We start from the raw sequence: 22,083 nt of genomic DNA on the forward strand, positions 1-22,083 counted from the left end.
GGCGCCTGTGCAGCCGCAGCATCGCCGGACCGGCCGCAGCGGGGCGCTTGTGGGGAGAGGCCTCTCGCGCGTCGATCCCTCTGGACGCGCCCGGCGCGGTGCGCTAGCAACGCCCGCAGGGCCCAAGTGGCGGAATGGTAGACGCAGGGGATTCAAAATCCCCCGCCGCAAGGCGTGCCGGTTCGAGTCCGGCCTTGGGTACCAGCCCTGACAGAACGAACGCACCACGCCCATGTCGGGGGGGCCTCTCCTCCGTCCTGACACAAATCATGTCATTGTCGGTGCCCGGGGCGCCCTGTATACAGGTCTCGTGGCGGATACACCCGAACCGTTCCGCTGCCTCTCTGCCGTAGGGCGCCCCCCAAGGTGTTTCGACGGCATTGTGCTCTGGCCCGCCCGTTCCGACGTGGTGGGCTTTTTTTTGCCCCGACCGTATCCCCCCGCGCCATCGTCGCCATATCCGAAACGCGCTGTGCAATCCGCATCGAACAACCTTAGGTTGATCTTGCGGGGGCGGCGGACGTAGTCTCGCCCCCACTTTCCATTCGATTTTTCTCAGGAGGACTTTGCATGACGACCGTTTCCGAAACCGACGACCACGTGGTTCTGCACGTCGAAACGCCGAAGGGCGGCAGCTACGAGATGGGCTTTCCCAAGTCCGAGGGCTATGCCGCCAACACGATCCTGGCCGAGATGAACAAGGCCGACGCCACGGAGTCCTACAAGGAACTCAACTGGGTGCCCGGCCAGCAGGGCTATACCTCCAGCCAGGCCGAGGACATCGGCATCGCACAGGGCTATGTCAGCAACGACCGGGGGGTGATCTACAAGTACCGGATCAACTTCCAGAACTCGAAGGGATGGAGCTTCAAGTTCAAGGACGAGAGCGGCGACGAGTACAAGTGCATGACGATCCGCAACGGCTGGCACTACATCGATTACAACTCCGACAAGCCGACGATCATCGGCGTGAAGTGAGCCGCTGACGCCAGCGGAGGGGATGTGCGCCACGAAAAAGGGGCCGCGTCCGCGGCCCCTTTGTCCTGTCTGCCCCGCGGACAGCCCTTCGGTCGTCGGGGTGTCCCGGGGGATCAGAGCCCGGAGATCAGAGCCCGAAGATCAGAGCCCGAAGACTGGCCCGGCGAGCAGGTACATCGCGCCGTAGACCACGGCGATGGAGATGATGTTGAGCAGGAAGCCTGCCTTGACCATGTCCGCCAGATGCAGCCCCTCGTAGGAGAAGACGATGGCGTTGGGCGGCGTCGCCACCGGCATCATGAAGGCCATCGACGCACCGAGCGCCACGGGCACCATCAGGTATTCGACCGGCACGCCCAGACCCACGGCCACCGCGCCGAGGATCGGCAGGAAGGTGGCGGTCGAGGCGGTGTTCGAGGTGATCTCGGTCAGGTAGACGATTGCCGTGGTCACCACGAGGATCAGCACCCAGAGGTTCACGCCCTGCAGCCCGCCGACCATGTCGCCGATCCACTGCGCGAGGCCTGTCGCCTCGAAGGCGCCAGCCAGTGCGAGGCCGCCCCCGAAGAGCATCAGCACGCCCCAGGGCAGGGTGCGGGTGACGGTCCAGTCCAGCACGTAGCCCTCCCTGCGCGACACCGGGATCGCGAAGAGCAGCAGGGCCGCCGCCATGGCGATGCCCGCGTCGTTCAGCGGCAGGCCGAGGAAGCTGCGGGTGACCCAGAAGAAGGCCGCCGCGCCAAAGACGATGGCCACGATGATCTCGCCCCGGTCCATCTTGCCGAGTTTCTGGTACTCCTCGTCGATGATCGAGCGGACCTCGCCCAGTTCCAGCCCCCTGGTGGGGAAGATCACCTTGGTCAGCAGGAAATAGGCGGCGGGCAGCATCACGATGACGACGGGCACGCCGAGCAGCATCCACTGCAGGAAGCCGACCTGGATGTCGTAGCTGTCCGACAGCAGACCCGCCAGCAGGGCGTTCGGCGGCGTGCCGATCAGCGTCCCGACCCCCCCGATGGAGGCGGAAAAGGCGATGGCGAGCAGCAGCGACACGGCGAAGTTGCGGGCCATCTTCTTGTCCGCCACCTTGCTGTCCACGAACTCGATTACCGAGATGCCCACGGCATACATCATCACCGCGGTGGCGGTGTTCGAGATCCACATGGACAGGAAGCCGGTCGCCAGCATGAAGCCCGCGATGATCCCGCCGGGCGAGGTGCCGATCTTCTGCACGATGAAGAGCGCGATGCGCCGGTGCAGGCCCCAGCGCTGCATCCCCGCGGCAAGGATGAAACCGCCGAGGAAGAGGAAGATCAGGTGGTTGCCGTAGCGCACCGTGACCTCGGCCACCTGCTGGATGCCGAGGATCGGCAGCATCGGGATCGGCAGCAGGGCGGTGGCGGGCAGGGGGACGGCCTCGGCCAGCCACCAGATCACCATCCAGACCGTCAGGGCCACCAGCCGCCAGGCCTCGGGGTTGAGGCCCGCGGGCGCGGGCAGCAGCAGCAGGATCACCGCCAGCACCGGGCCGGCGATCAGCGCGGCCAAGCGCACCGGGGCGATCGGCTCGGGCGCGTCGTCGTGGGGCGGGTGGTTCGGGTCGGCCTGGGCCTGAAGCTCCTGTTCGGTCGGATTGGTGCGCATTCTGTCCTTCCTTCTGTTCCCGTTGGTTAGAGGGGGCAGGACGGCCGCCGGGCAAGGGCCATCGCGCCCCGCTGACGAAAATTTCAAGGCCCGTCAGGGCGGGTTTGGACTGGTCCTCGGGGGCTGTGCGGATTGCCGCACAGATTCGCGCGCGACGGTCAGGGGAGCCATGCGTGGAGCGCAATCCGCAGCCTGAGGAGCGCGCGGATGCGGCCCCGCACACGTCGAGGCAGGGCGACTCGGCCGGAACGCCTGCTGGCCCCTGACTGCGCGCTCACGGCAATGCTAGGCGACGTGATGGGGCATTTCCGCCGATCAGGTCCAGATTGCCCCTGAACGCCCCTCACACCGGAGACGCCCGTGATCCCCCGTCTTTTCGCCGCGACCCTGACCCTGACCTGTGCCCTCGCTGTGCCGCCGCTCGCCGCGCAGGAGGCCCGGATGGAGGAGGTGCTGGCGGAGGTGCTCGAGGAGGCCGACGCGCTGGAGCCGCTCCAGTCCGTCCTCGTGGCACGCAACGGCGACCTGCTGGCCGCGCGCGGCTATCATGGCCATGACACCGAGAGCCCGACGCCGATCATGTCGGCCTCCAAGTCGGTCATCTCGGCCCTCGTGGGCATCGCGATCGACAAGGGCCTGCTGGAGGGCCCGGACCAGCCCATCGCCCCGATCCTCGCCAGCCGGCTGCCTGCCAACCCCGATCCGCGTCTGCGCGAGGTGACGGTGGGCAACCTGCTGTCGATGCAGGCGGGGCTCGGCTCGACCTCGGGGCGCAATTACGGCCGCTGGGTGAACAGCCCGAACTGGGTGCGCTTCGCCCTTGCGCAGGATTTCGAGGACGATCCCGGCGGGCGGATGATCTACTCCACCGGCTCCAGCCACCTGCTCTCGGCGATCCTGACCGAGGTGTCCGGCCGCTCCACGCTGGCGCTCGCCCGCGACTGGCTTGGGCCGCTGGAGGGCTTCCGCATCGCGGGCTGGGACCGCGACCCGCAGGGCATCTACGTGGGGGGCAACCTCATGGCGATGAGCCCACGCTCGCTGCTGGCCTTCGGGGAGCTCTACCGCCGCGGCGGACGCACGGCGGAGGGGCGGCAACTGCTGTCGCGCGACTGGATCGAGGCCTCATGGCAGAGCCGCACGCGGTCGCGCTACACCGGGCACGGCTATGGCTACGGCTGGTTCTCGACCCGGATCGCGGGGCAGAAGGTCCACTATGGCTGGGGCTATGGCGGGCAGATGGTCTACGTGGTGCCCGCGCTGGAGATGACCGTGGCGATGACCTCGGACAACAACAGCCCGTCGAGCCGAACGGGCCACCGGGACGATCTGCATGACCTGCTGGGAGGGATCATCGCGGCGGTCGAGGCTCTGCCCGACGTCGTGACGGACTAGCGCGGCGTCAGGGCAGGGGTGCGCGGGGGCAGAACGGCCCGGGATGACACGGCCGGGGCGGTGAGCCTGCGGGGATCAGCCCCTATCGGGCGCGACCGCCTTGCAGAAGGCCGCCACCGCGAGCGGCCGGCGCTTGTCCAGTTTGGCCATGCGCTCCTCGTGGGGAACATCGCAGCGCAGCAGCACCTCGAGCACATTGGGATAGGCCATGTCGCGCAGCATCTCCGCGGCAAGCTCGGTGTCGGGGATCTCGGCCTCTCCGCGCTCCACGGCGCGGTCAAGCTCGTCCCGGATCTGCGCGGCAAGCGCCAGCAGCCCGGACCGGAGGACCGAGGCGGCCAGCTCCGGCTGGCTCGGGGCCTCCGCGATGACGGAGCGCAGCAGCTCCACCTTCCGCACCGCCGCGGTGGCTTCGAGGTTCAGCGTCAGAAGGAGGTCGAGACGCTGCGCCAGCGGCAGATCCTGCGCCGCCGTCGAAAGCGGGCGGACGATCGCCTCGTGCATCCGCTCGATACAGGCGCAGATCAGCTCTTCGCGGGTCGCGAAATGGCTGTAGACCGTGCGCTTGGACATGCCGGCCTCGCGGGCGACGGCGGCCATGGTGATCCGCGCCACACCGTCCTCGGCCAGCACGGTCTCGGCTGCGTCGACGATCAGCCTTGCACGCAGGTCGGGCTCGATCTGCACAGGGCGACCGCGCTTGCGCTCGCCGCAACAGCACCCTGACATCGGGCCGCGACTCTTTTCTGGCGTGATTTCCAACTCTCCTCCAAGATGCAAAGGCCGGTGCATTCCGATCGGCGAACTTGCGCTTTACAAAACTACGTCGTTTCCTTAATCCCGGTCAAGAGCGCATGCAGAGGGGACTCCCGTGTCCCGCTTCGCAAGACCCCAGCAATTCAGGACGACCTTACTATGACAATTCGTTCTACGATCATTCGTTCCCTTTCCGTCGCCGCATTCTCCGGCGCGGTTGCCTTCCCGGTTGCTGCGCAGCAGGGCGGGGGGCAGCAGGCCGTCCCGGTGACCGTGGTCACGCTGGAAAGCCAGGATGTGACCCTGACCTCGGTGCTGCCGGGCCGCGTGGCGGCCTCGGCGTCTGCCGAAGTGCGTCCGCAGGTCAACGGCATCGTCCTTGAACGCCTGTTCGAGGAAGGTGCAGAGGTGAAGGTCGGCGATCCGCTCTACCGGATCGATGACGCCACCTACGAGGCCAGCGTGGAAAGCGCCAATGCCTCCCTCGCACAGGCCGAGGCCACGCTGAAATCGGCCGAAACCGAGCTGACCCGGCAGGAAGAACTGCTGCGCCGCAATGTTTCGACCCAGCAGAACTTCGACGCGGCGCAGGCCGAGCGTGACGTGGCCGCCGCCGCCGTGAAGGTGGCCGAGGCGCAGCTCATGTCGACCCGCATCGACCTGGACCGGACCACGATCCGGGCGCAGCTCTCGGGCGTGATCGGGCTCAGCTCGACCACGCAGGGCTCGCTCGTGACCTCCGGTCAGTCCACCGCGCTGACCACGATCCGCGACATCGACCCGGTAAACGTGGACGTGACCCAATCCGCCGCCGAACTGATCCAGTGGCGCCGCCAGAATGCCGCCGTCGAGGCCGGCGAGGCCGAGGCGACCTCGGCCATGGTCACGCTGAAACTGGCCGATGGCACCGACTACGACCAGACCGGCAAACTCTCGGCTGCTGAACCCTACGTGAACGAGCAGACCGGCGTCGTCGTGCTGCGCCTCAGCTTCCCCAACCCCGACGGGCTGCTGCTGCCGGGCATGTACGTACAGGTGGACATGCCGCTCGGCACCGCCCATGACGTCGTGCTGGTCCCGCAGGAAGGCGTGAGCCGCAACCGTCGCGGCCAGGCCGTGGCCATGGTCGTGACCGCAGACAACACCGTCGAGGAACGCACGCTGAATGTGCTGCGCGACCAGGGCGCCTACTGGGTCGTGGACGAGGGTGTCGCCGCCGGTGACAAGGTGATCGTCGAGGGCCTGCAGAAGATCGGCGTTGGCGCGACCGTCGCCCCGCAGGAACGCGCGGCAGCCCCCGCCAACTGATCTGACCGGCACCAACAGAAAGCTCCCCAATGGCACGTTTCTTTATCGACAGGCCGGTCTTTGCCTGGGTGATCTCGATCATCATCATGGGCATCGGCTACCTGGCCGTCACGACGCTTCCCGTCGCGCAATATCCGCAGATCGCACCGCCGTCGGTGCGGATCACGGCGTCCTATCCGGGCGCCTCGGCGCAGACCGTGGCGAACACCGTCACCCAGCTCATCGAACAGCAGATGACCGGGCTCGACGGGTTGCGCTACATGAACTCCAGCTCGACCTCTGCGGGCTCCGCGACGATCACCCTGACATTCGAGACCGGGACCGACCCGGACATCGCGCAGGTGCAGGTGCAGAACAAGCTCTCCACCGCCACGGCGCTGCTGCCCGACGCGGTGCAGCGCAACGGGGTCCGGGTGGCCAAGGCCTCTCAGGGCTTCCTGATGGTGATCGGCCTGATCTCGGATGACCCGACCTTCACCCAGGTCGACCTGTCCGACTACCTGAACTCGAACCTCGTCGACACGTTCAGCCGGATCGAAGGCGTGGGCGGCGTGCAGGTCTTCGGCGCGCAATACGCCATGCGGATCTGGCTCGACCCGTCCAAGCTGGCGGCCTACGAGCTGACGCCCTCCGACGTGGTGAGCGCGGTGTCGGCCCAGAACGCCCAGATCTCGGCCGGTGCCTTCGGCACGCTGCCCGCGGTCGAGGGCCAGCAGCTGAACGCCACGATCACCGCACAGTCGCTGCTGAACACCCCCGAGGAGTTCGAGCAGATCGTGCTGCGGGCGGAAACCGACGGCGGCCTCGTGCTGCTGAAGGACGTGGCGCGGATCGAGATCGGCGCGCAGGACTACCAGACAATCGCGACGTTCAACGGCAACCCGGCCTCGGGGATGGCGATCCAGCTGGCCTCGGGCGCGAACGCGCTGGAGACCTCCGAGCGGGTCCGTCACCAGATCGAGGAGATGTCCGCCTACTTCCCCGACGGGGTGAGCTACGTCATTCCCTACGACACCACGCCCTTCGTCGAGATCTCGATCCACGAGGTGCAGAAGACCCTGATCGAGGCGATCATCCTCGTCTTCCTCGTGATCCTGCTCTTCCTGCAGAACATCCGGGCGACGCTGATCCCGACGCTGGCCGTGCCGGTCGTCATCCTCGGCACCTTCGGCATCCTCGCGGCTTTCGGCTTCACCATCAACACGCTGACCATGCTGGCCATGGTGCTGGCCATCGGCCTGCTGGTCGATGACGCCATCGTCGTGGTGGAGAACGTCGAACGGATCATGGAAGAGGAGGGGCTGCCGCCCAAGGAAGCGACCCGCAAGTCGATGGGCCAGATCACCGGCGCCCTGATCGGGATCGCGCTGGTCCTCTCGGCGGTCTTCGTGCCGATGGCCTTCTTCGGCGGGTCCACCGGGGTGATCTACCAGCAGTTCTCGATCACCATCGTTTCGGCCATGGCGCTCTCGGTGCTGGTGGCGCTGACCCTGACGCCGGCGCTCTGCGCCACGCTGCTGAAGGAGAAGGCCGTGCACCACACCCGCAAGGGGCCGGGGGCATGGTTCAACAAGGGCTTCAACGGGTTGACCGGCGGCTACGGCGGCACGGTCGGCTACATGATCCGGCGTCCGCTGCGCATCCTCGTGATCTACCTCGCGCTTGGCGCGGGGGCCGCGTGGATGTTCACCAACACCCCGACCGGCTTCCTGCCGGACGAGGACCAGGGCGTGCTGATGACCATCATCCAGGCCCCCACCGGTGCCACCGCCGAGCGGACCCAGAAGGTCCTCGACACCGTGGTGACCCACTACCGCGAGAACGAGACCGAGAACGTGGAGGCCGTCTTCGGCGTGGTCGGCTTCAGCTTCGGCGGGTCGGGACAGAACATGGGTCTGTCCTTCGTGCGGCTGAAGGACTGGGAGGAGCGTCCGCGCCCCGACCAGTCGGTACAGGCGATCGCGGGCCGGGCCTTCGGCGCCTTCTCCCAGATCAAGGACGCCATGGTCTTCCCGATCGTGCCGCCCGCGGTGACCGAACTGGGCAACGTCTCGGGCTTCGACTTCTATCTGCAGGCGCAGGCGGGTCAGACCCACGAACAGCTGCTTGCCGCGCGCAACCAGCTGCTGGGGATGGCCTCGCAGAGCCCGCTCATCGCCTCGATCCGGCCCTCGGGTCTGGAAGATGCGGCGCAGTTCAACCTCGACATCGACTGGCAGGCCGCCGGCGCGATGGGGCTGACCCCGGCAGAGGTGGGCAACACGCTCTCCATCGCCTGGGCCGGGTCCTACGTGAACGACTTCATCGACCGGGGCCGGATCAAGCGCGTCTACGTGCAGGGCGAACCGGAAAGCCGGGCCGCGCCGTCCGACCTCGCCAAGTGGCGGGTGCGGAACGCCTCGGGCGGGTTGGTACCCTTCGCCAACTTCACCACCGCGGACTGGCAGTACGGTCCGCAGGGCTTGACGCGCTACAACGGTATCCCCTCGATGCAGCTCCAGGGCTCGCCGGTCGAGGGTGTCGCCTCCGGTGACGCCATGGCCGAGATCGAGCGCCTTGCCGCACAGCTGCCCCCGGGCTTCAACGTCGCCTGGACCGGCCTCTCGCTGGAGGAACGCGAAAGCGGCGGTCAGGCGGGGCTGCTCTACGCCCTGTCGCTGGCGGCGGTCTTCCTCTGTCTCGCGGCGCTCTACGAGAGCTGGTCGATCCCCTTCGCGGTGATGCTGGCCATGCCCCTGGGGGCGCTCGGGGCCCTGGCGGGCGCCTGGTTCGGCGGCTTCGTCAACGGCGTCTTCTTCCAGGTGGGCCTGCTGACGGTGATCGGCCTGACCGGCAAGAACGCCATCCTGATCGTGGAATTCGCCCGCGAGAGGATGGAGGCCGGCGAGGAGCTGCTGGAGGCCACCAAGCACGCGGCCAAGATGCGGTTCCGTCCGATCGTCATGACCTCCATGGCCTTCGGCCTGGGCGTGCTGCCGCTGGTGCTGTCCTCCGGGGCAGGGGCGGGCGGCCGTCAGGCCATCGGCTACGGCGTGCTGGGCGGCACCATCGCTGCCACGGTTCTGGGTGTGCTCTTCGTGCCGCTGTTCTACGTGGTGGTGATCAAGGTCACCCACATGTTCCGGCGCAAGAAGTCGACGGCCTGAGGCCGCCAGACCAGCCAAAGACGGCATCGAAGGCCCGGTGGAGCGATCCACCGGGCCTTTGTCATGTCGCCCGGACCCTGGTTCGGTGCCCTGTTGCGGCGCGTGGGTCCGGCGGGCGCTTCCGCGGGAAGGAATGGGGCAGAAAAAGGCACGTCCTGCAATCATGCCGCGAACTTGCCGCTTTTCGCCGTGCCGGCGTCCGATTCGGGCTCGATTCGACGGGGGAATTGTGGCACGCAGGTGTTATCCGGAACCAATGAACACAAGGCTAGGTGATTGGTTCTCCAGATCGAACGTGCAACGCGTCAAGTCCTTCTAAAATGTGAAAATAATTTGCCGTTTTGGGGGAGGCGCGCCTGTCTCCGATGTGTGGACAGTTGAGTGATCCTGGTTGCGCGACTTGGAGCCTATACGCCTGCAAAACTTAAGAATTCACGAAATATGATGCGTTTTCTGTTTTCTGCGATGGAAACGATAACACGCATTGGTTGTATTTTTCTGCAGATTTCTGCCCGCTCATGGCCGCTTCCCTGCCGCATTTCGGTCGAATTTTGCTTTGTTTGAGGCAAATACGTCGATATCAAGGTGTTGCCCGACTGGGGGGCACAAGACTGCTGGCCATGGGGCGGCCACCGTTACACTTCAGGCATCCATGGGATGTGCTGCCAGTTCCGAAGCTGGCCAACCGGTGCGGGGGCACTGGACTGTTCGGTTGTTGCCTGCCCGAACCCATTGGAGGTTCGGCCCCGGATCGGACCTCAAGCACGCATCCTTCGCCAGGTGAAGCGGGAACGTATTTGTTCCGGCAGGGTATCGCCGGGGTCGCTGCAAACGGGACGCTGCCTGTCCCGCATGGCCATTAAGGGTGAAAAGAAATGACGATCTATACTTCGAACTGCGGCTGCATTACGCCGACCGATCCCACGGATCCCACCACGCCCAACGGCGCCGGCGACGGCATCGTTTCGGGCAACAACGAAGCCAACCGTATCGATCTCGCCTATACCGGTGACCCCGAGGGCGACATGATCGACAACAACGACGCGATCCTCCCCGGCGAGGAAGGCGACGACGACATCGTCGTGGCCGGCGGCGGCAACGACACGATCTATACGGGCGAAGGCAACGATGAAGTCTACGGCGGCGCCGGCGACGACTACATCAACGTTGGCTACGGCAATAACCTCGTCTACGGCGACTCCAACTACGACGCCGAAACCGGTGAAGCGGTCGACGCCCGCGAAGTCTTCCAGTGGAGCCTGACGCCGGATACCTCCGGCGACGGCGAGCTGTCCCAATACGAAGACACGCCCACGACCTTCACCCAGAACACCGGTTCGGTGAACGTGACCTTCACGATCGCGGACTCGAACCTGACCCCGATCACCCAGTTCGACGGCAACGAACAGCTGACCGACGGGATCGAGGATGACGGCACCGATCCGGACACCCACTCCTCGCTCGCATCCTGGGTGCAGGAAAACGGTGAATCCGCCACCTACGAGTGGGACTTCGACGAGGAAGTCACCGACGTCTCCTTCCGGATCAACGACATCGACTACGACTCGAACGTCGTGATCTGCGCCTACGACGCGGACGGCAACTTCGTCGACGTGACGCTGGACGCCGGCGACTCCACCATCGTGAACGGCTCCTCGATCAGCGCCGACGGTTCGATCGAACCGGCGACCGATCCCAGCACCTCGGTGCTCGTCTCCATCGACGGCCCGGTCTCCTCGATCGTCATCTGCCACACGCAGGACGGCGACCATTCCTCCGAGATCAACGTCACCGACATCTACTTCGATGCGCCTGCGGGCAGCGACACGATCCTCGGCGGCACCGGTGACGACACGATCTACGGTGAAGGCGGCAACGACCTGATCCATGCCAACGAAGGGGACAACCTCATCTACGGCGGCGACGGCAACGACACGATCTACAGCGGCACCGGCGCCGACACGATCTATGGCGGCGAGAACGACGAGGACCTGTTCCACGGCGCAGCCCCCGGCGATCACATCGACGGCGGGTCGGGCACCGACGTGGACTACGACACCCTCGACCTGCGTGGCGCGGCCCCCGAGGGCGGCCGCCTGGAGGTGATCTACTCCGACGACGACCCCGAGGACGGCACGGTCAACTTCTTCGACGCCGATGACGAGTTCACCGGTTCGGCCACCTTCGAGGACATCGAGAACGTCATCCCCTGCTTCACCCCCGGCACCCTGATCGCCACGCCCAAGGGCGAGCGTCTGGTCGAGGAACTGCGCGCAGGCGACCGGATCATCACCCGCGACAACGGCATCCAGGAAATCCGCTGGACCGGTGCCCGCCAGATGAACGCCCAGGAACTGGCCCGCGCCGCGCACCTGCGTCCGGTGCTGATCCAGAAGGGCTCGCTCGGCTACGGCCTGCCCGAGCGTGACATGCTGGTCTCGCCGAACCACCGCGTTCTGGTGAACAACGACAAGACCGCGCTCTACTTCGAAGAGCGTGAGGTCCTCGTTGCCGCCAAGCACCTCGTGGGTCTCAAGGGCATCGACACCGTCGATACCATGGGCACCACCTACATCCACTTCATGTTCGACCGCCACGAAGTGGTGCTCTCGGACGGGTCGTGGACCGAAAGCTTCCAGCCCGGTCACCAGACCCTGGACGGCCTCGGAAACGCACAGCGCAACGAGATCTTCGAACTCTTCCCCGAACTTCAGGAAGAAGAAGGCGTCTCGAACTACGCGGCAGCCCGCCGCACGCTGAAGCGCCACGAAGCCGCCCTGCTGGCCAAGTAAGCCCATTCCAGATCACGACACCGGCGCGCCCCCCGGCGGGCCGGTGCACCACGGAATATGCAGCTCATTCGCGGGCGTTTCACCCTGTCTGCGAATGGTCAGGGAAAGGGTGGGCAACCACCCTTTCCCAGGCTTACTCTCCCCGACGCGCCGCCCGACCGGGCCGGCGTTTTTTTCGTTTCAGGGGGCTCGGCTGGCGTCACGCTGCACGCTGGCCGCGAAACAGCCCGCGCCCGCGTAGTGCAGATGGGCATAGGCGACCTCCGGCTCCGCCATGCCCCGGGTCAGCGCCTTCGCAAGGCGCGATCCCTCGACCACCTCTGCGCCGCACATCAGGTCGGCGTCATCGAAGTAGCGCACCGAGATCAGCCGCCGCAGCAGCACCTCGGGGACGGCGCCCGGTTCGGGATGGGCCTGCGCCGCGCCCTCGCGGACATAGATCGCATGGCGCGACTGGTAGGGGCTGGCGGCGGGCAGGTGGGTGTAGTTCAGCAGGATCACCGTCTCGCCCGGCGCGGCATCGGCGAGGCTGACCCGGCAGGGCGCCCCGGGCTGCGTCGTCACGATGCGGCGCAGGGCATTGCGCTCGGCCAGCTCGGCATCGGAGAGGGCAAAGAGCGGCGCGAAGGCGTCGGGGGGCAGGGCATGGATGCGGAAGGTCATGGAAGCTCCTCTGTTGGACCGCCGCCAGTCTGCCCGCGCCGCCCCCACGCTGCCGACCCGGTTCCTGCGCAATCGCCGCCGCGCGGCTCAGTCTGAGACGAGGATGCGGATGATCCGCTCCCGCCGCAGCCGGAAGAGCGCGGTGCCCGCGCGGCCGCGCGCCGGGGCCCCGCTGCGCGGCGGCGTGGCCTGCATCCACGCGGGGGCCGGATCCTGCGAGGGATCCCGTACTGGGGTGGGCGTGTCCTGGGGGCAGGGCGCAAGGGCACGGCGCAGCCGCAGGGCGGTGGTGTCGCCCACGGTGATGGCCTGCGTCACGCTCAGCTGCTGGCTGGTGAAGCCGGGCCGGGCGCGGGCGAGATGTTCGAACTCCGCCCGGTTCACGGCCTCGGCGGTGATCTCTCCGCCGTGGATCGCCTGGTAGAGCGCATCCTGGGCCAGCTGGGCCAACATGCCGTCGACGTCTCCCGCGTTGCAGGCAGCGATATAGGCCGCGACGGGGGCTGGTAGGCGGGGCATATGCGTCTCCTCTCGCGTCTGCTCCGATGCAGGATAGGCAGGGGATGTGACGCTGATGTGAGACGGGTCAGTTCGACTTTCAGTCCGGATTTCAGTCCGGCTGCATGGCGCGCCAGGCCGCCCAGGCCTCGGGCGTGTCGAGGTCGGTCAGCGCATGGGCCTCGGGCAGCGGGATCAGCCGGGGCGGATGCGCCTTCAGCACCGCCCGCCCGCCTTCATCGCCGGTGAGCCGCAGCAGCGCGGGAAAGAGCGCCCGGGGGAAGAGCACCGGGTGGCCGGGCCGGCTGCCGGAGGCCCCGCGCGCCGTCTGCTCCGGTGCCGCCGCGTGGGCCGCGAGGAGGGTGGCGAAGTCGTCCTCCGTCAGCTCCGGCATGTCGGCGGGGGTGATCAGGACGGCGGGGGTGCCCTCGGGCAGGGCGCGGACCCCGGCGCGAAGCGAGGCAGCCATGCCCTCCGCCGCATCGGGCACCGGGACGCGCGTGACGTCCATGCCGTCGAGTGCCCCGGCGCGCGGATGCCCGAGATCCGGCAGGGCGACGAAGACCGGTGCGCCCGTAGCCTGCGCCCGGCGGGTGAGCCTGGCCAGCAGCGGGGCCCCCGCGACCGCCTGCATCAGCTTGTCCGCGCCGCGCATCCGGGTCGCGGACCCGGCGGCGAGGATCAGGATGGCGGGCAGGCTCTGCGACATGGGGCGAGATAACCACGCCCCCGCGCCACTGACCAGCCGCCACATGCACAGCGCGCCGCAATCCCCCGTGACCATGGCGGTTTTCGTCGGGCGTGGAAGGCTCGCCCCCGGGCGGCTGCGCGCTAGATTAGCGCCAGACGCCTTACGGAGACGACCCCGCATGATCCCGACCCTGCTGCGCCGCCTGCGCGACATTTCGCGGCTGCTCTATGTCCGCGTGCTGCTGATCGCCCTGCTGGCCATCGTGGCCATCGGTCTGGCCAAGATCTTCGGCCGGCTGATCCCGCCGGGGCTGGAGGGGCTGGTGGGGGCCGACACGGTGGACCAGCTGCTGCGGATCATTGCCGACAGCATGCTGGCGGTGACGACCTTCTCCCTCGGCGTGATGGCGGCCACCCACCGCGCCGTCAGCAGCACATGGACCCCGCGCGCGCACCAGATCCTGTTGCAGGACACCACGACCCACACGGTGCTCGCGACCTTCGTGGGGGCCTATCTCTATGCGCTGCTCGCGATCATCCTGCGCGACACCGAGGTCTTCCGGGCGCAGGAATTGGTGGTGCTCTTCGGGGTGACCTGCTTCGTGCTGGTGCTGATCATCGTGGCGATCATCCGCTGGATCTCCCACCTCGAAGTGCTGGGCAGCCTGATCGAGACCGCCTCGCGGGTCGAGGACCAGACCGCTATCGCCTTCGACATGCGCTGCGAACACGCGGCGCTCGGCTGTCATCCCCTGCAGGAGGCGCCGCCCGAGGACACCCACGCAGTACGCGCCGGCGATACCGGCTTCGTGCAGCAGATCTTTCAGGACGTGCTACAGGACGCCGCCGAGACCGCCGAGGCCAAGGTCTGGTTGATGATCCCGGTGGGCCGTTTCGTGCACCGGGGCGAGGTGCTGGCCCGCGTCTCGCGCGAGGACGACGCGCTGGAAGAGGCGGTGCATCGCAACATCTCCATCGGGAGTCTGCGCAACTTCACGCAGGATCCGCATTTCGGCCTGCTCTGCCTGTCCGAGATCGGGCAGCGCGCCCTGTCGCCGGGGGTGAACGACCCGGGCACCGCCATCGACATCACCGGGCGGATCGCACGGATCCTGATGCGCCGCGACAAGCCGATGGACCCGGGCGAGGTGCTGCATGACCGGATCTGGGTGCCGCCGCTGGACCGCGCCGCACTGATCACCGACACGCTGGAGCCGCTCGCGCGCGACGGGGCGGGGCAGGTGGAGGTGGGCCTTGCCCTGCGTCGCAGCCTGACGGCACTGCAATCCCATCCCGACCCCGTGATCGCCGAGACCGCCGCCGCGGTCGCCACCCGTGCGCTGGACCGCGCGAAGGTGGCCCTGACCCATCCCCACGATCTGGAGCGGCTGACGGCGCTCTGACCGGGCCGCGGCTCTCCCCGTTTTCTTCGAAGAAAACGGACCGGAAAATGCGCATTTTCCGGGTCTGCCGTCTTGCCGTTCCGCAAGAGAAAACCGCGCCCCTTCCGGGACGCGGCAAGAGTGATGCGGCAAAATTCTTCGAAGAATTTTGACAAGAATTTTCGAAAATTCTTGTCCGCCCCGGTCGGGCGTTACTGGTAGTCGGAGAGGTCCTTGGCCACCGCCTGCAGGATGTCGGTCATCAGGTCGGGATCGGCGGAATGGACGCGGTTCCACGTCGGGATGAAGGGCGTCTCGGCCGGGTTTTCGAGGAAGGTGTGGCCGGCCTCTATGATGTTCTCGGCGAACATCTCGATTGCGGCCTCTTCCTGGTGCCGGTCGACGTAGAGCCCGTTGGCCTTGGCATCGTTATAGTAGCTGTCGAGCAGGTCCAGCGCCGAGCGGTAGTAGGTCGCCTTGAGCGTGCGGAAGACCTCCTCGGTAAAGACCGTGCCATCGGCGGCCAGCTTGCGGAACACCGCCTTGCAGATGTCGATCGACATCCGGCTGAGGCCCTGGGTCTTGTCCTCGGGGCTCAGCTCCTGGTGCTTGTGGTCATAGGCATCCGAGATCTCCACCTGGCAGACCGACTTGGGCGCGAGGTTGCGCCAGGCCTCCGACAGGACGCCGATCTCCAGCCCCCAGTCCGAGGGGATGCGCAGGTCCGGCAGCACCGCGGTGCGCATCGCCATCTCGCCGGAAAGCGGGTAGCGGAAGGCGCGCAGGTAATCGAGGTAGTCCCGGTCGCCCACGACGCGCTTGAGCGCGATGAGCAGGGGCGAGACCAGCATCCGGCTGACCCGGCCGTTGATCTTGCCGCTGCCGATGCGGGGGTAGTAGCCCTTGGCCAGCTGGTAGGGGAAATTCGGGTTCGCCACTGGGTAGACAAGCCGCGCCAGCATCTCCTTGTCGTAGGTGACGATGTCGCAGTCGTGGATCGCCACCACGGCGCTGTCGGCACAGGCGATGAGGAAGCCGAGGCAGGACCAGACGTTCTTGCCCTTGCCGGGTTCCGCGGGGGCAAGGCCGAGGCCCTCGAGACGCGCCTGGATGTCCAGCATCCGCGGGCTGTCGTTCCAGATCACCACGTGGTTCTGCGGCAGGACCGAGAAGAACTCCCGCGCATGGCGGTACTGCGCCTCATCCGCCCGGTCGAGGCCGATGATGATCCGGTGCAGGTAGGGCACCTCGGAGAGTTCCTTGAGGATGTTGGGCAGCGCCTCGCCCTCGAGCTCGGAGTAGAGCGAGGGCAGGATGAGGCTGATCTTGCGCGTGGCGGCGAAGGTCTCCAGCTCGCGTGTCATGTCCGCGGTGGAGCGTGTCCGGAGATTGTGGATCGTTGCGATATTGCCGTTCTGGTGAAAGTCCGCCACCCGAGTTCCCCTGTCTTTCTGGCTGCGTTTTCAGCCGTGTTCTTGTTCCCTTAGGTCAGAAACTAGCTTCAGCATCATCTCGTTCCAACCCGCGGGGCCGATTTTTGTGCTGCGGCGGATTCGCCCCTCGGCCTCGCCCTCCAGCGGGGGCAGGGGCTTGGCGTGATCGTTCGCGATGACGATACCGATATCGGCGGTCTGCAACATTTCCACGTCGTTGGGTGCATCGCCGAGCGCCACGGTGCGGACGCCGGGCCAGCCTGCCGCGGCCTCGGCCATGCGGTCGGCCTTGGTGCCCCCCAGCGACAGCGTCAGGAACCGACCGCCGCGGCGGGAGGTCACCCCGAGCCCGTCGAGGGCCGCCACGAAGGCGGCTTCCTCCGCCTCCGTACCGTCGAAGACGCCGGGTTCGGAAAAGGCCCTGATCCGCGCAAGGCGGGCGTTCTCGGCCGGCAGGCCGGTCACCTCGGCCACCTCGGCATCGCTCCAGTCCCCGAAGCCCGTGAACCGCGCCCGCATTCCGGGCGCGACCTTGTCCAGCCGCGCGCGCAGCTCGCGGTAGGCCGGGCCCGGCGCATCCGGCTCGGCCCCCGGCGCCAGCAGCCCTGCGCCGTTCTCGGCGATGGCGGGATAGTCGGCGAGGCCCAGCTCCGCCCGCAGCGGCGCGATCTCGGCGGCGGTCTTGGAGGAGGCGAGGATCACCGGCACCCGCAGCGCCTGAAGCTTGACGAGGGCGGGCCGGGCGGCCTCCCAGGCATAGCTCTCATGGTCGAGCAGGGTGCCGTCGAGGTCGGTGAATACGAGGAACGGGGGCAGGGTCATTTCGGCTCTTGCCTCTCCCACCCGGCGTTGCTACATCGGCGGTCCCGGGTGATTAGCTCAGTTGGTAGAGCGCTTCGTTTACACCGAAGATGTCGGGAGTTCGAGTCTCTCATCACCCACCATTATTTTCAGATACTTATGACAGTTTCGCGAAGTGCGTGCTAGTTCATTGAACCTAGGCGCCCCGTTTCAGGCTGCCAAAGTCCAGAATATCGACCGCGTCCTGCATCTGCTGGGGCAGATAGCGGGCGTAGGTAGAGAAGGTGACCGACGTGTTCGAGTGACCTAGCACCTGGCTGACCTTCTCCAGTGGAACGCCATTGGACAGCATCGTGACAGCCGCCGTGTGGCGCAGATCGTGGATCCGGACGTGCCCGAGCTTTGCCCGCGCAATGGCATTCTTGAAACCAGTGCGAATCGACTTCACCTGGTGCCCCGCGTACTCGATTACATAGTCGCTGAGCGCGGCTTCCTTCGCTGCCAGAAGGGCAGGACGCGTGGTGCGGTTCATCGGGAGGATCGCCCGCCCTTTGCGCGTGGCCGAGTCTTCGACTCGAAGGTTGATCGTCCCGGCTTGGAAGTCGACACGCGCCCATGTCAGGTCCAGCACTGCGCCAAGGCGGGCTCCGGTCCCGAGCAGCAACGCGATCGCCAGGCGGACGTGAGGATCGTGGGCATTGTCGATCAGTGCGCGCGCCTCACCTCTGTCCAGGATGCGCTTGTCGGTCTGCGGCTTCGCCGGGCGCCAGACTTTTGGCGCGCTGTCTATGAGCCGCATATCCTCGGCAAAGGCCAAGGTTGATCTGAGGTGGCCGAGTTCGGTCCACACGCTACCCTGACTGATGCCCGCGTTCATGCGCTTGTCGGCATAGTCTTCACACATTTCTTTGGAAATCAGGTCCGGCATGTGTGCGCCGAAATGCTCAAGCACGGCCTTTCCGGTATAGAGCATTGTCTTCGCGGTGGGCTTCGCACCCAAGTCGCGGCGGTAGCTTTCCCAAAGGTCCGCCACGGTCGGGCCTGCCGGCGCATTGACCGTGCTGACGTGTCGGTAGACCTTCAGGCCTTCCGCTTCCGCTTCCGCTCTGGTGCGTGCCGCAAGACCGTGACGTGTTCGTCTGCCTGTTTCAGGGTCGCGCCAGTAGACGCAATATCCGCCTCGGAGGCGACCGATGTTGATGTCTGGCATTCCAGTTCCTCTACAGCATCAAGTGGAATGCGGATCATGCGGCCGACTCGGAAGCCCCGTAAATCCCCGCGCTTGACCATCTGGCGTATCGTTTCGGATGAACACTGCCAGCGATCTGCCAGTAGTTCCGGAGTGAATGGTCGCGTGTCCGTCATGCGGCGTCGCCGCCGTCGGGAGAGGTGATGTGAAAGAGGGGCTGTGACCCGCGCAGGTGCGCCAGCATCGACGTGGTGCGCGCAGACGGCGTGATCATTGCGGGGCCCGCCGAGGGGTGGCCTGCTTCGACCCGCGCCAGGCGCTCAACCGTGATGGGGTGGCCTTGCAACTCCTTCAACTGGAGCCAGGCATCGGTGATCAGGGCGGGGTGCCCTAGGTAGTTTCCTGCGTGAAGAACGCGACTACGGGCGGTGAGGACGTGAGCGTTGGACATCGTGTTTCCTCCATCATGGGATGGGACGAAACATTGCACGCTATGGCGTGCGCGTCAACGTAGTGAACGCAATGGCGTGCGGTTGCGGTTTCCGAGTGGATGACGAATCGCCGCAAGGCGGAAGCGCTGACGGGCGTGGCGATGCTCGCGGGCCTCTCTGGGCCAAGTCTCAAGTGCGGGCGAGGCTGGTCACGATAAATGCCGGGGGACGCGGGCCTCCCGCATCCGCTTGGTAGGGAGCAGCCCTCCGAAATAGCGGGGGCGCATTGGCTTGACCCTGCGTGCCCGAGCCGCCTAACGTGAACGGAACACGAACGGTGGGTGCTCTATGGACGACGAAATTGCTGAGATGATCAGCTTGTGGAGAAGTCTCGATTCTGCCCGCCGCGAGATCTTTCTTCAGGAAATGAGGGCGTTGCGAGCCGACGCAGAATGGAGAGCGCGTCTCGACGAGCGTCGCTATCCAGCGCAGAAACCGTGGCCAGGAACTCTAGGTCATCGCTGCCCAACCTTAGTCCAGTGATAACGTATATTGCGGCACTTGGGCCTAGCGCATTGAAGAGCCTCGCGAGCTGACTCGCACGCGGGTCTTTCCGCTCTTTGAGGAGTTGCTGAACGAAGTTCGGGCCGCATTTTGCGGCCTCGCTTATCTGGCGGTAGCTGCGACCGTCGGCCAGTATCAGCTCTTCAAGCCTATGAAACCAATCGTCTTTCATGTCACGCAGGCTAGCACGCGTTAGCGTGTGTTGCGTGAACGTTATGGCGTGCATTGACTTGAACGCCAAAGCGTGCATCTTGGTGCCCCATGAACACGTTGTTGCCAGAAATCGAGAAGTTTGCAGCCGACACCGGTCTTTCCGACCATCGGGTCGGGATCCTCTTGGCGGGCAACGGTCGGCTCCTGCCGAGATTGCGGAACGGGGGACGGATTTGGCCGGACACGGCTGCGAAAGTTCTCGAGAACCTTCAGCGTCAGCGGGGGCTCAGGTCGCCGTCTGGCGCAGAGGCAGAGCGAGACGCCGCATGAGATCTCTCGCTCTTGGTGCGCCGTTCGGTTCTGCCTCTCTCGTCCGTTCTCTAAATATCCCATGCCGGCAATTTGCGGCGTGCCCACTAAAACCCCAAGGAAAAGGCGTTTCTGATGCAGCCTAAAGTCGCCGCGCAGATGTTCAGGAATCTGGTGTCTCAGTCAGGTGGCAAAGAGGCCGCGGCTGCGACGATCGCCTCGGCGGTTGGCCACTCGATTAGTCTCGGGTCTCTGTCCAGGATCGAGAATGGCAATGCGGAAGTGCCGCTGCTCTGGGCCTGGGCGCTGATGGACGCAACGCACAACCCCTGTTTCGACGCCTACCGCGGACAGATCGGGACACCAACCGGCGACGCCTGTCCCTACGAACTCATCGGGGAGACCTCGCGCGAGCACGGCGAGTCCCTGGAGGCCAGTCTCCGTGCGGCGCGGTCCGAGACTGCGCAGGACTGGGCGCAGGCCGCCGTCGAACATCGCGAGGCAGCGGACAAGCATGCCGCCATGGCCGCGCTCTGCGAGGCACGCTCGACCGGGCCGGTGCCCTTGCGGGGACAGGGCGGATGAGCGCGCGCGAGGACCTCCTCGGCCGCCCCCCGAAGATGCGCCGGCTCACGGCGCGCGATCGGGATGCGGCTGCGCCCCTAGCCCGCGAAGTGCAAGGTGACCGGACCATCGTACATGTGCCCCGCCGCGCGATCGTCAGCGGGGAATTCAGCCGCTGCCCGGTCACGCTTCCCATCGCGCCGTGGGAAGGCCCAGCGTGACCCGGCCATGCAAGATCCTTCGCGGGCCCCTCCGCACCAAGCCCCCGGGGAGGGGTAGTGCACAGGACCTCCCAGCCCTCCTGACCGGCGGGGGCCTCGTCGACGTAGCCGGTCACCGCTCACGGGTGCCAACCCGGAGGGCAGCATGAGGGCCGCGCCGCTGACGATTGCACGCCGCCGCGTGCTGCCCTTCGGCCACCTGTGGCTAGAGCTGGTCACCACGGAGTGCGGTGCCCGGAGGTGGGCGCTGCGGGTCAGCGACCTGTCGGCCGACGCGCCGGGCCCGGCAGGGCCGCCGATCGCCTCCGGGGCGGTCGATGATGAACTCCGCCATGACCTCGTGGGCCTCGGCCCCGCGGTCGAGACGTTTCTGAGCGAGGTTGGATGATGAGAGAGGCACATGAGCTGGCCGACTTGGCGGATTTCGATCCCCGCAAGCCCGAACTGGAGGCGGCGGTCGGACCCGGCCGGCGCATGCTGGGGGTCGCGGAATGGGATCGGGCGCGGTTCGAGATGCTGCAAATGGCCCGCTCCGATGTGACGCTGAAGCTCTTCCCGATGGTCCTGCTGCACGCGCTCGCCTTCGACTACACCCGGCGCAAGACCCTTCGCTGCACGCCCTCGTTCCGGCAGCTCGGCGCAAAGTTCGACAAGTCGGACGACACGGTCAAGCGGGCGGTGAAAGACTTGGTCAAGGGGGAGTGGATCGTTCACGTTCCGGGCGAGCACCGGGGCACCAGCAGCAGCTTCGGGTTCCTGGTGAGCACCCGGTTGGTCCGCGTCTGGGGCCGGCGCCAGCTTCCGGTCTACGGGCCGGAAAGGGGGGCAGACATGCTAGCCTTTAGCGGTGCGAAAGGGGGGCATCCATGCGGCCCTGAGGGCGGCGAAAGGGGTGCAAATTTGCGCCGAAAGGGGGGCAAAACTGCCGCGCCCTATAATAAGGATAAACCATGGAAGAACCATGAAGCGCATGCGGGTGCGCGAGAGCCTTCCGACAACCCCATGGTCGTCGATGCTGCAGTGCGTGCTGTCGCCGCCTTCCGGGATGGCCGCGCAAGCGCCATCGCCGATGAGCAGCCATGGGTTCGGGATCACATCATCGCAGCGGACCTGCTCACGCCGGAAGAGCGTGCGGCAGCCGGGCTGAGCTGAGAAGGGGGCAGGCC

At 66.4% G+C, this 22,083-nt stretch carries 19 protein-coding genes and 2 tRNA genes; 11 read left to right on the forward strand and 10 right to left on the reverse strand.

The genetic code is table 11. The features are described 5' to 3' along the window. Positions 1-120: 120 nt before the first annotated feature. Both ACX9MO_RS15080 and ACX9MO_RS15085 read left to right on the forward strand, forming a co-directional pair. Positions 121-204: transfer RNA gene (locus ACX9MO_RS15080), tRNA-Leu, on the forward strand. Positions 205-570: 366 nt separating this feature from the next. After that, positions 571-978, forward strand: coding sequence for a hypothetical protein (locus ACX9MO_RS15085; protein WP_462212426.1), 408 nt, complete (start codon positions 571-573; stop codon positions 976-978). A gap of 141 nt (positions 979-1,119) precedes the next feature. Here ACX9MO_RS15085 and ACX9MO_RS15090 read toward each other — a convergent pair whose 3' ends face one another. Next, positions 1,120-2,622: an SLC13 family permease gene (locus ACX9MO_RS15090; protein ID WP_462212427.1), complete on the reverse strand. Its 1,503-nt coding sequence runs from the start codon at positions 2,620-2,622 to the stop codon at positions 1,120-1,122. Between the two features lie 360 nt (positions 2,623-2,982). Between ACX9MO_RS15090 and ACX9MO_RS15095 the strand changes: the two genes are divergently transcribed. After that, positions 2,983-4,017, forward strand: a complete 1,035-nt coding sequence (locus ACX9MO_RS15095; RefSeq protein ID WP_462212428.1) for a serine hydrolase domain-containing protein — start codon at positions 2,983-2,985, stop codon at positions 4,015-4,017. A 75-nt stretch (positions 4,018-4,092) separates the two neighbouring features. Here ACX9MO_RS15095 and ACX9MO_RS15100 read toward each other — a convergent pair whose 3' ends face one another. Then, complete coding sequence (locus ACX9MO_RS15100) at positions 4,093-4,704, reverse strand: TetR/AcrR family transcriptional regulator (protein ID WP_222489483.1); 612 nt, start codon at positions 4,702-4,704, stop codon at positions 4,093-4,095. 228 nt (positions 4,705-4,932) lie between these two features. Here ACX9MO_RS15100 and ACX9MO_RS15105 point away from each other — a divergent pair, with 228 nt between their 5' ends. From ACX9MO_RS15105 to ACX9MO_RS15115, 3 genes are all read left to right on the forward strand, one after another. Beyond that, positions 4,933-6,081 (forward strand): efflux RND transporter periplasmic adaptor subunit, encoded by a 1,149-nt coding sequence (locus tag ACX9MO_RS15105; protein ID WP_462212429.1) that lies wholly within the window; start codon positions 4,933-4,935, stop codon positions 6,079-6,081. Positions 6,082-6,110: 29 nt separating this feature from the next. Then, complete coding sequence (locus tag ACX9MO_RS15110) at positions 6,111-9,227, forward strand: efflux RND transporter permease subunit (protein WP_462212430.1); 3,117 nt, start codon at positions 6,111-6,113, stop codon at positions 9,225-9,227. 875 nt (positions 9,228-10,102) lie between these two features. Further along, positions 10,103-12,019, forward strand: coding sequence for a Hint domain-containing protein (locus tag ACX9MO_RS15115; RefSeq protein ID WP_462212431.1), 1,917 nt, complete (start codon positions 10,103-10,105; stop codon positions 12,017-12,019). Positions 12,020-12,199: 180 nt separating this feature from the next. Here ACX9MO_RS15115 and ACX9MO_RS15120 read toward each other — a convergent pair whose 3' ends face one another. The 3 genes from ACX9MO_RS15120 to ACX9MO_RS15130 all read right to left on the reverse strand — a co-directional run bounded on the left by ACX9MO_RS15120 (position 12,200) and on the right by ACX9MO_RS15130 (position 13,889). Continuing rightward, entirely contained in the window at positions 12,200-12,682 is a 483-nt protein-coding gene (locus ACX9MO_RS15120; protein ID WP_462212432.1) for a DUF1203 domain-containing protein, read from the reverse strand. A gap of 87 nt (positions 12,683-12,769) precedes the next feature. After that, positions 12,770-13,201: a nuclear transport factor 2 family protein gene (locus tag ACX9MO_RS15125; RefSeq protein ID WP_462212433.1), complete on the reverse strand. Its 432-nt coding sequence runs from the start codon at positions 13,199-13,201 to the stop codon at positions 12,770-12,772. A gap of 91 nt (positions 13,202-13,292) precedes the next feature. Continuing rightward, a complete protein-coding gene (locus ACX9MO_RS15130) occupies positions 13,293-13,889 on the reverse strand; it encodes a nucleotidyltransferase family protein (protein WP_462212434.1) in 597 nt (198 codons plus the stop codon). Positions 13,890-14,049: 160 nt separating this feature from the next. Here ACX9MO_RS15130 and ACX9MO_RS15135 point away from each other — a divergent pair, with 160 nt between their 5' ends. Further along, positions 14,050-15,273: a DUF2254 domain-containing protein gene (locus ACX9MO_RS15135; RefSeq protein ID WP_462212435.1), complete on the forward strand. Its 1,224-nt coding sequence runs from the start codon at positions 14,050-14,052 to the stop codon at positions 15,271-15,273. A gap of 191 nt (positions 15,274-15,464) precedes the next feature. Here the strand turns inward: ACX9MO_RS15135 and ACX9MO_RS15140 are convergent, their stop codons facing one another. Both ACX9MO_RS15140 and ACX9MO_RS15145 read right to left on the reverse strand, forming a co-directional pair. After that, the gene (locus tag ACX9MO_RS15140) at positions 15,465-16,685 is read right to left on the reverse strand and encodes a glycosyltransferase family protein (RefSeq protein ID WP_462212436.1); all 1,221 of its coding nucleotides are present in this window, start codon (positions 16,683-16,685) and stop codon (positions 15,465-15,467) included. 30 nt (positions 16,686-16,715) lie between these two features. Continuing rightward, positions 16,716-17,507, reverse strand: coding sequence for an HAD-IIB family hydrolase (locus ACX9MO_RS15145; protein WP_462212437.1), 792 nt, complete (start codon positions 17,505-17,507; stop codon positions 16,716-16,718). A 46-nt stretch (positions 17,508-17,553) separates the two neighbouring features. Here ACX9MO_RS15145 and ACX9MO_RS15150 point away from each other — a divergent pair. After that, positions 17,554-17,629: transfer RNA gene (locus ACX9MO_RS15150), tRNA-Val, on the forward strand. A gap of 53 nt (positions 17,630-17,682) precedes the next feature. On the opposite strand, the gene ACX9MO_RS15155 is transcribed toward ACX9MO_RS15150, so the two are convergent. The 3 genes from ACX9MO_RS15155 to ACX9MO_RS15165 form a co-directional block, all read right to left on the reverse strand. Further along, complete coding sequence (locus tag ACX9MO_RS15155) at positions 17,683-18,459, reverse strand: tyrosine-type recombinase/integrase (protein WP_462214461.1); 777 nt, start codon at positions 18,457-18,459, stop codon at positions 17,683-17,685. 107 nt (positions 18,460-18,566) lie between these two features. Continuing rightward, complete coding sequence (locus ACX9MO_RS15160; RefSeq protein WP_462212438.1) at positions 18,567-18,851, reverse strand: helix-turn-helix domain-containing protein; 285 nt, start codon at positions 18,849-18,851, stop codon at positions 18,567-18,569. Continuing rightward, complete coding sequence (locus tag ACX9MO_RS15165; RefSeq protein ID WP_462212439.1) at positions 18,848-19,126, reverse strand: hypothetical protein; 279 nt, start codon at positions 19,124-19,126, stop codon at positions 18,848-18,850. Before ACX9MO_RS15165 ends, ACX9MO_RS15160 begins: the two co-directional genes overlap by 4 nt. 1,141 nt (positions 19,127-20,267) lie before the next feature. Between ACX9MO_RS15165 and ACX9MO_RS15170 the strand changes: the two genes are divergently transcribed. The 3 genes from ACX9MO_RS15170 to ACX9MO_RS15180 all read left to right on the forward strand — a co-directional run bounded on the left by ACX9MO_RS15170 (position 20,268) and on the right by ACX9MO_RS15180 (position 22,069). Beyond that, positions 20,268-20,717, forward strand: coding sequence for a hypothetical protein (locus ACX9MO_RS15170; RefSeq protein ID WP_462212440.1), 450 nt, complete (start codon positions 20,268-20,270; stop codon positions 20,715-20,717). A 345-nt stretch (positions 20,718-21,062) separates the two neighbouring features. Further along, positions 21,063-21,305, forward strand: a complete 243-nt coding sequence (locus ACX9MO_RS15175; RefSeq protein ID WP_462212441.1) for a hypothetical protein — start codon at positions 21,063-21,065, stop codon at positions 21,303-21,305. A gap of 26 nt (positions 21,306-21,331) precedes the next feature. After that, a complete protein-coding gene (locus ACX9MO_RS15180) occupies positions 21,332-22,069 on the forward strand; it encodes a hypothetical protein (RefSeq protein WP_462212442.1) in 738 nt (245 codons plus the stop codon). Positions 22,070-22,083 lie beyond the last annotated feature (14 nt).

Source organism: Pseudooceanicola profundus (assembly GCF_054919315.1).

Coding starts and splice junctions, on each gene's coding strand:
- ACX9MO_RS15175 (WP_462212441.1), top strand. CDS start 21,063: ATGAGGGCCGCGCCGCTGACGATTGCACGCCGCCGCGTGCTGCCCTTC.
- ACX9MO_RS15155 (WP_462214461.1), bottom strand. CDS start 18,459: ATGCTCTATACCGGAAAGGCCGTGCTTGAGCATTTCGGCGCACACATG.
- ACX9MO_RS15135 (WP_462212435.1), top strand. CDS start 14,050: ATGATCCCGACCCTGCTGCGCCGCCTGCGCGACATTTCGCGGCTGCTC.
- ACX9MO_RS15110 (WP_462212430.1), top strand. CDS start 6,111: ATGGCACGTTTCTTTATCGACAGGCCGGTCTTTGCCTGGGTGATCTCG.
- ACX9MO_RS15145 (WP_462212437.1), bottom strand. CDS start 17,507: ATGACCCTGCCCCCGTTCCTCGTATTCACCGACCTCGACGGCACCCTG.
- ACX9MO_RS15130 (WP_462212434.1), bottom strand. CDS start 13,889: ATGTCGCAGAGCCTGCCCGCCATCCTGATCCTCGCCGCCGGGTCCGCG.
- ACX9MO_RS15105 (WP_462212429.1), top strand. CDS start 4,933: ATGACAATTCGTTCTACGATCATTCGTTCCCTTTCCGTCGCCGCATTC.
- ACX9MO_RS15090 (WP_462212427.1), bottom strand. CDS start 2,622: ATGCGCACCAATCCGACCGAACAGGAGCTTCAGGCCCAGGCCGACCCG.
- ACX9MO_RS15160 (WP_462212438.1), bottom strand. CDS start 18,851: ATGACGGACACGCGACCATTCACTCCGGAACTACTGGCAGATCGCTGG.
- ACX9MO_RS15120 (WP_462212432.1), bottom strand. CDS start 12,682: ATGACCTTCCGCATCCATGCCCTGCCCCCCGACGCCTTCGCGCCGCTC.
- ACX9MO_RS15165 (WP_462212439.1), bottom strand. CDS start 19,126: ATGTCCAACGCTCACGTCCTCACCGCCCGTAGTCGCGTTCTTCACGCA.
- ACX9MO_RS15170 (WP_462212440.1), top strand. CDS start 20,268: ATGCAGCCTAAAGTCGCCGCGCAGATGTTCAGGAATCTGGTGTCTCAG.
- ACX9MO_RS15125 (WP_462212433.1), bottom strand. CDS start 13,201: ATGCCCCGCCTACCAGCCCCCGTCGCGGCCTATATCGCTGCCTGCAAC.
- ACX9MO_RS15085 (WP_462212426.1), top strand. CDS start 571: ATGACGACCGTTTCCGAAACCGACGACCACGTGGTTCTGCACGTCGAA.
- ACX9MO_RS15115 (WP_462212431.1), top strand. CDS start 10,103: ATGACGATCTATACTTCGAACTGCGGCTGCATTACGCCGACCGATCCC.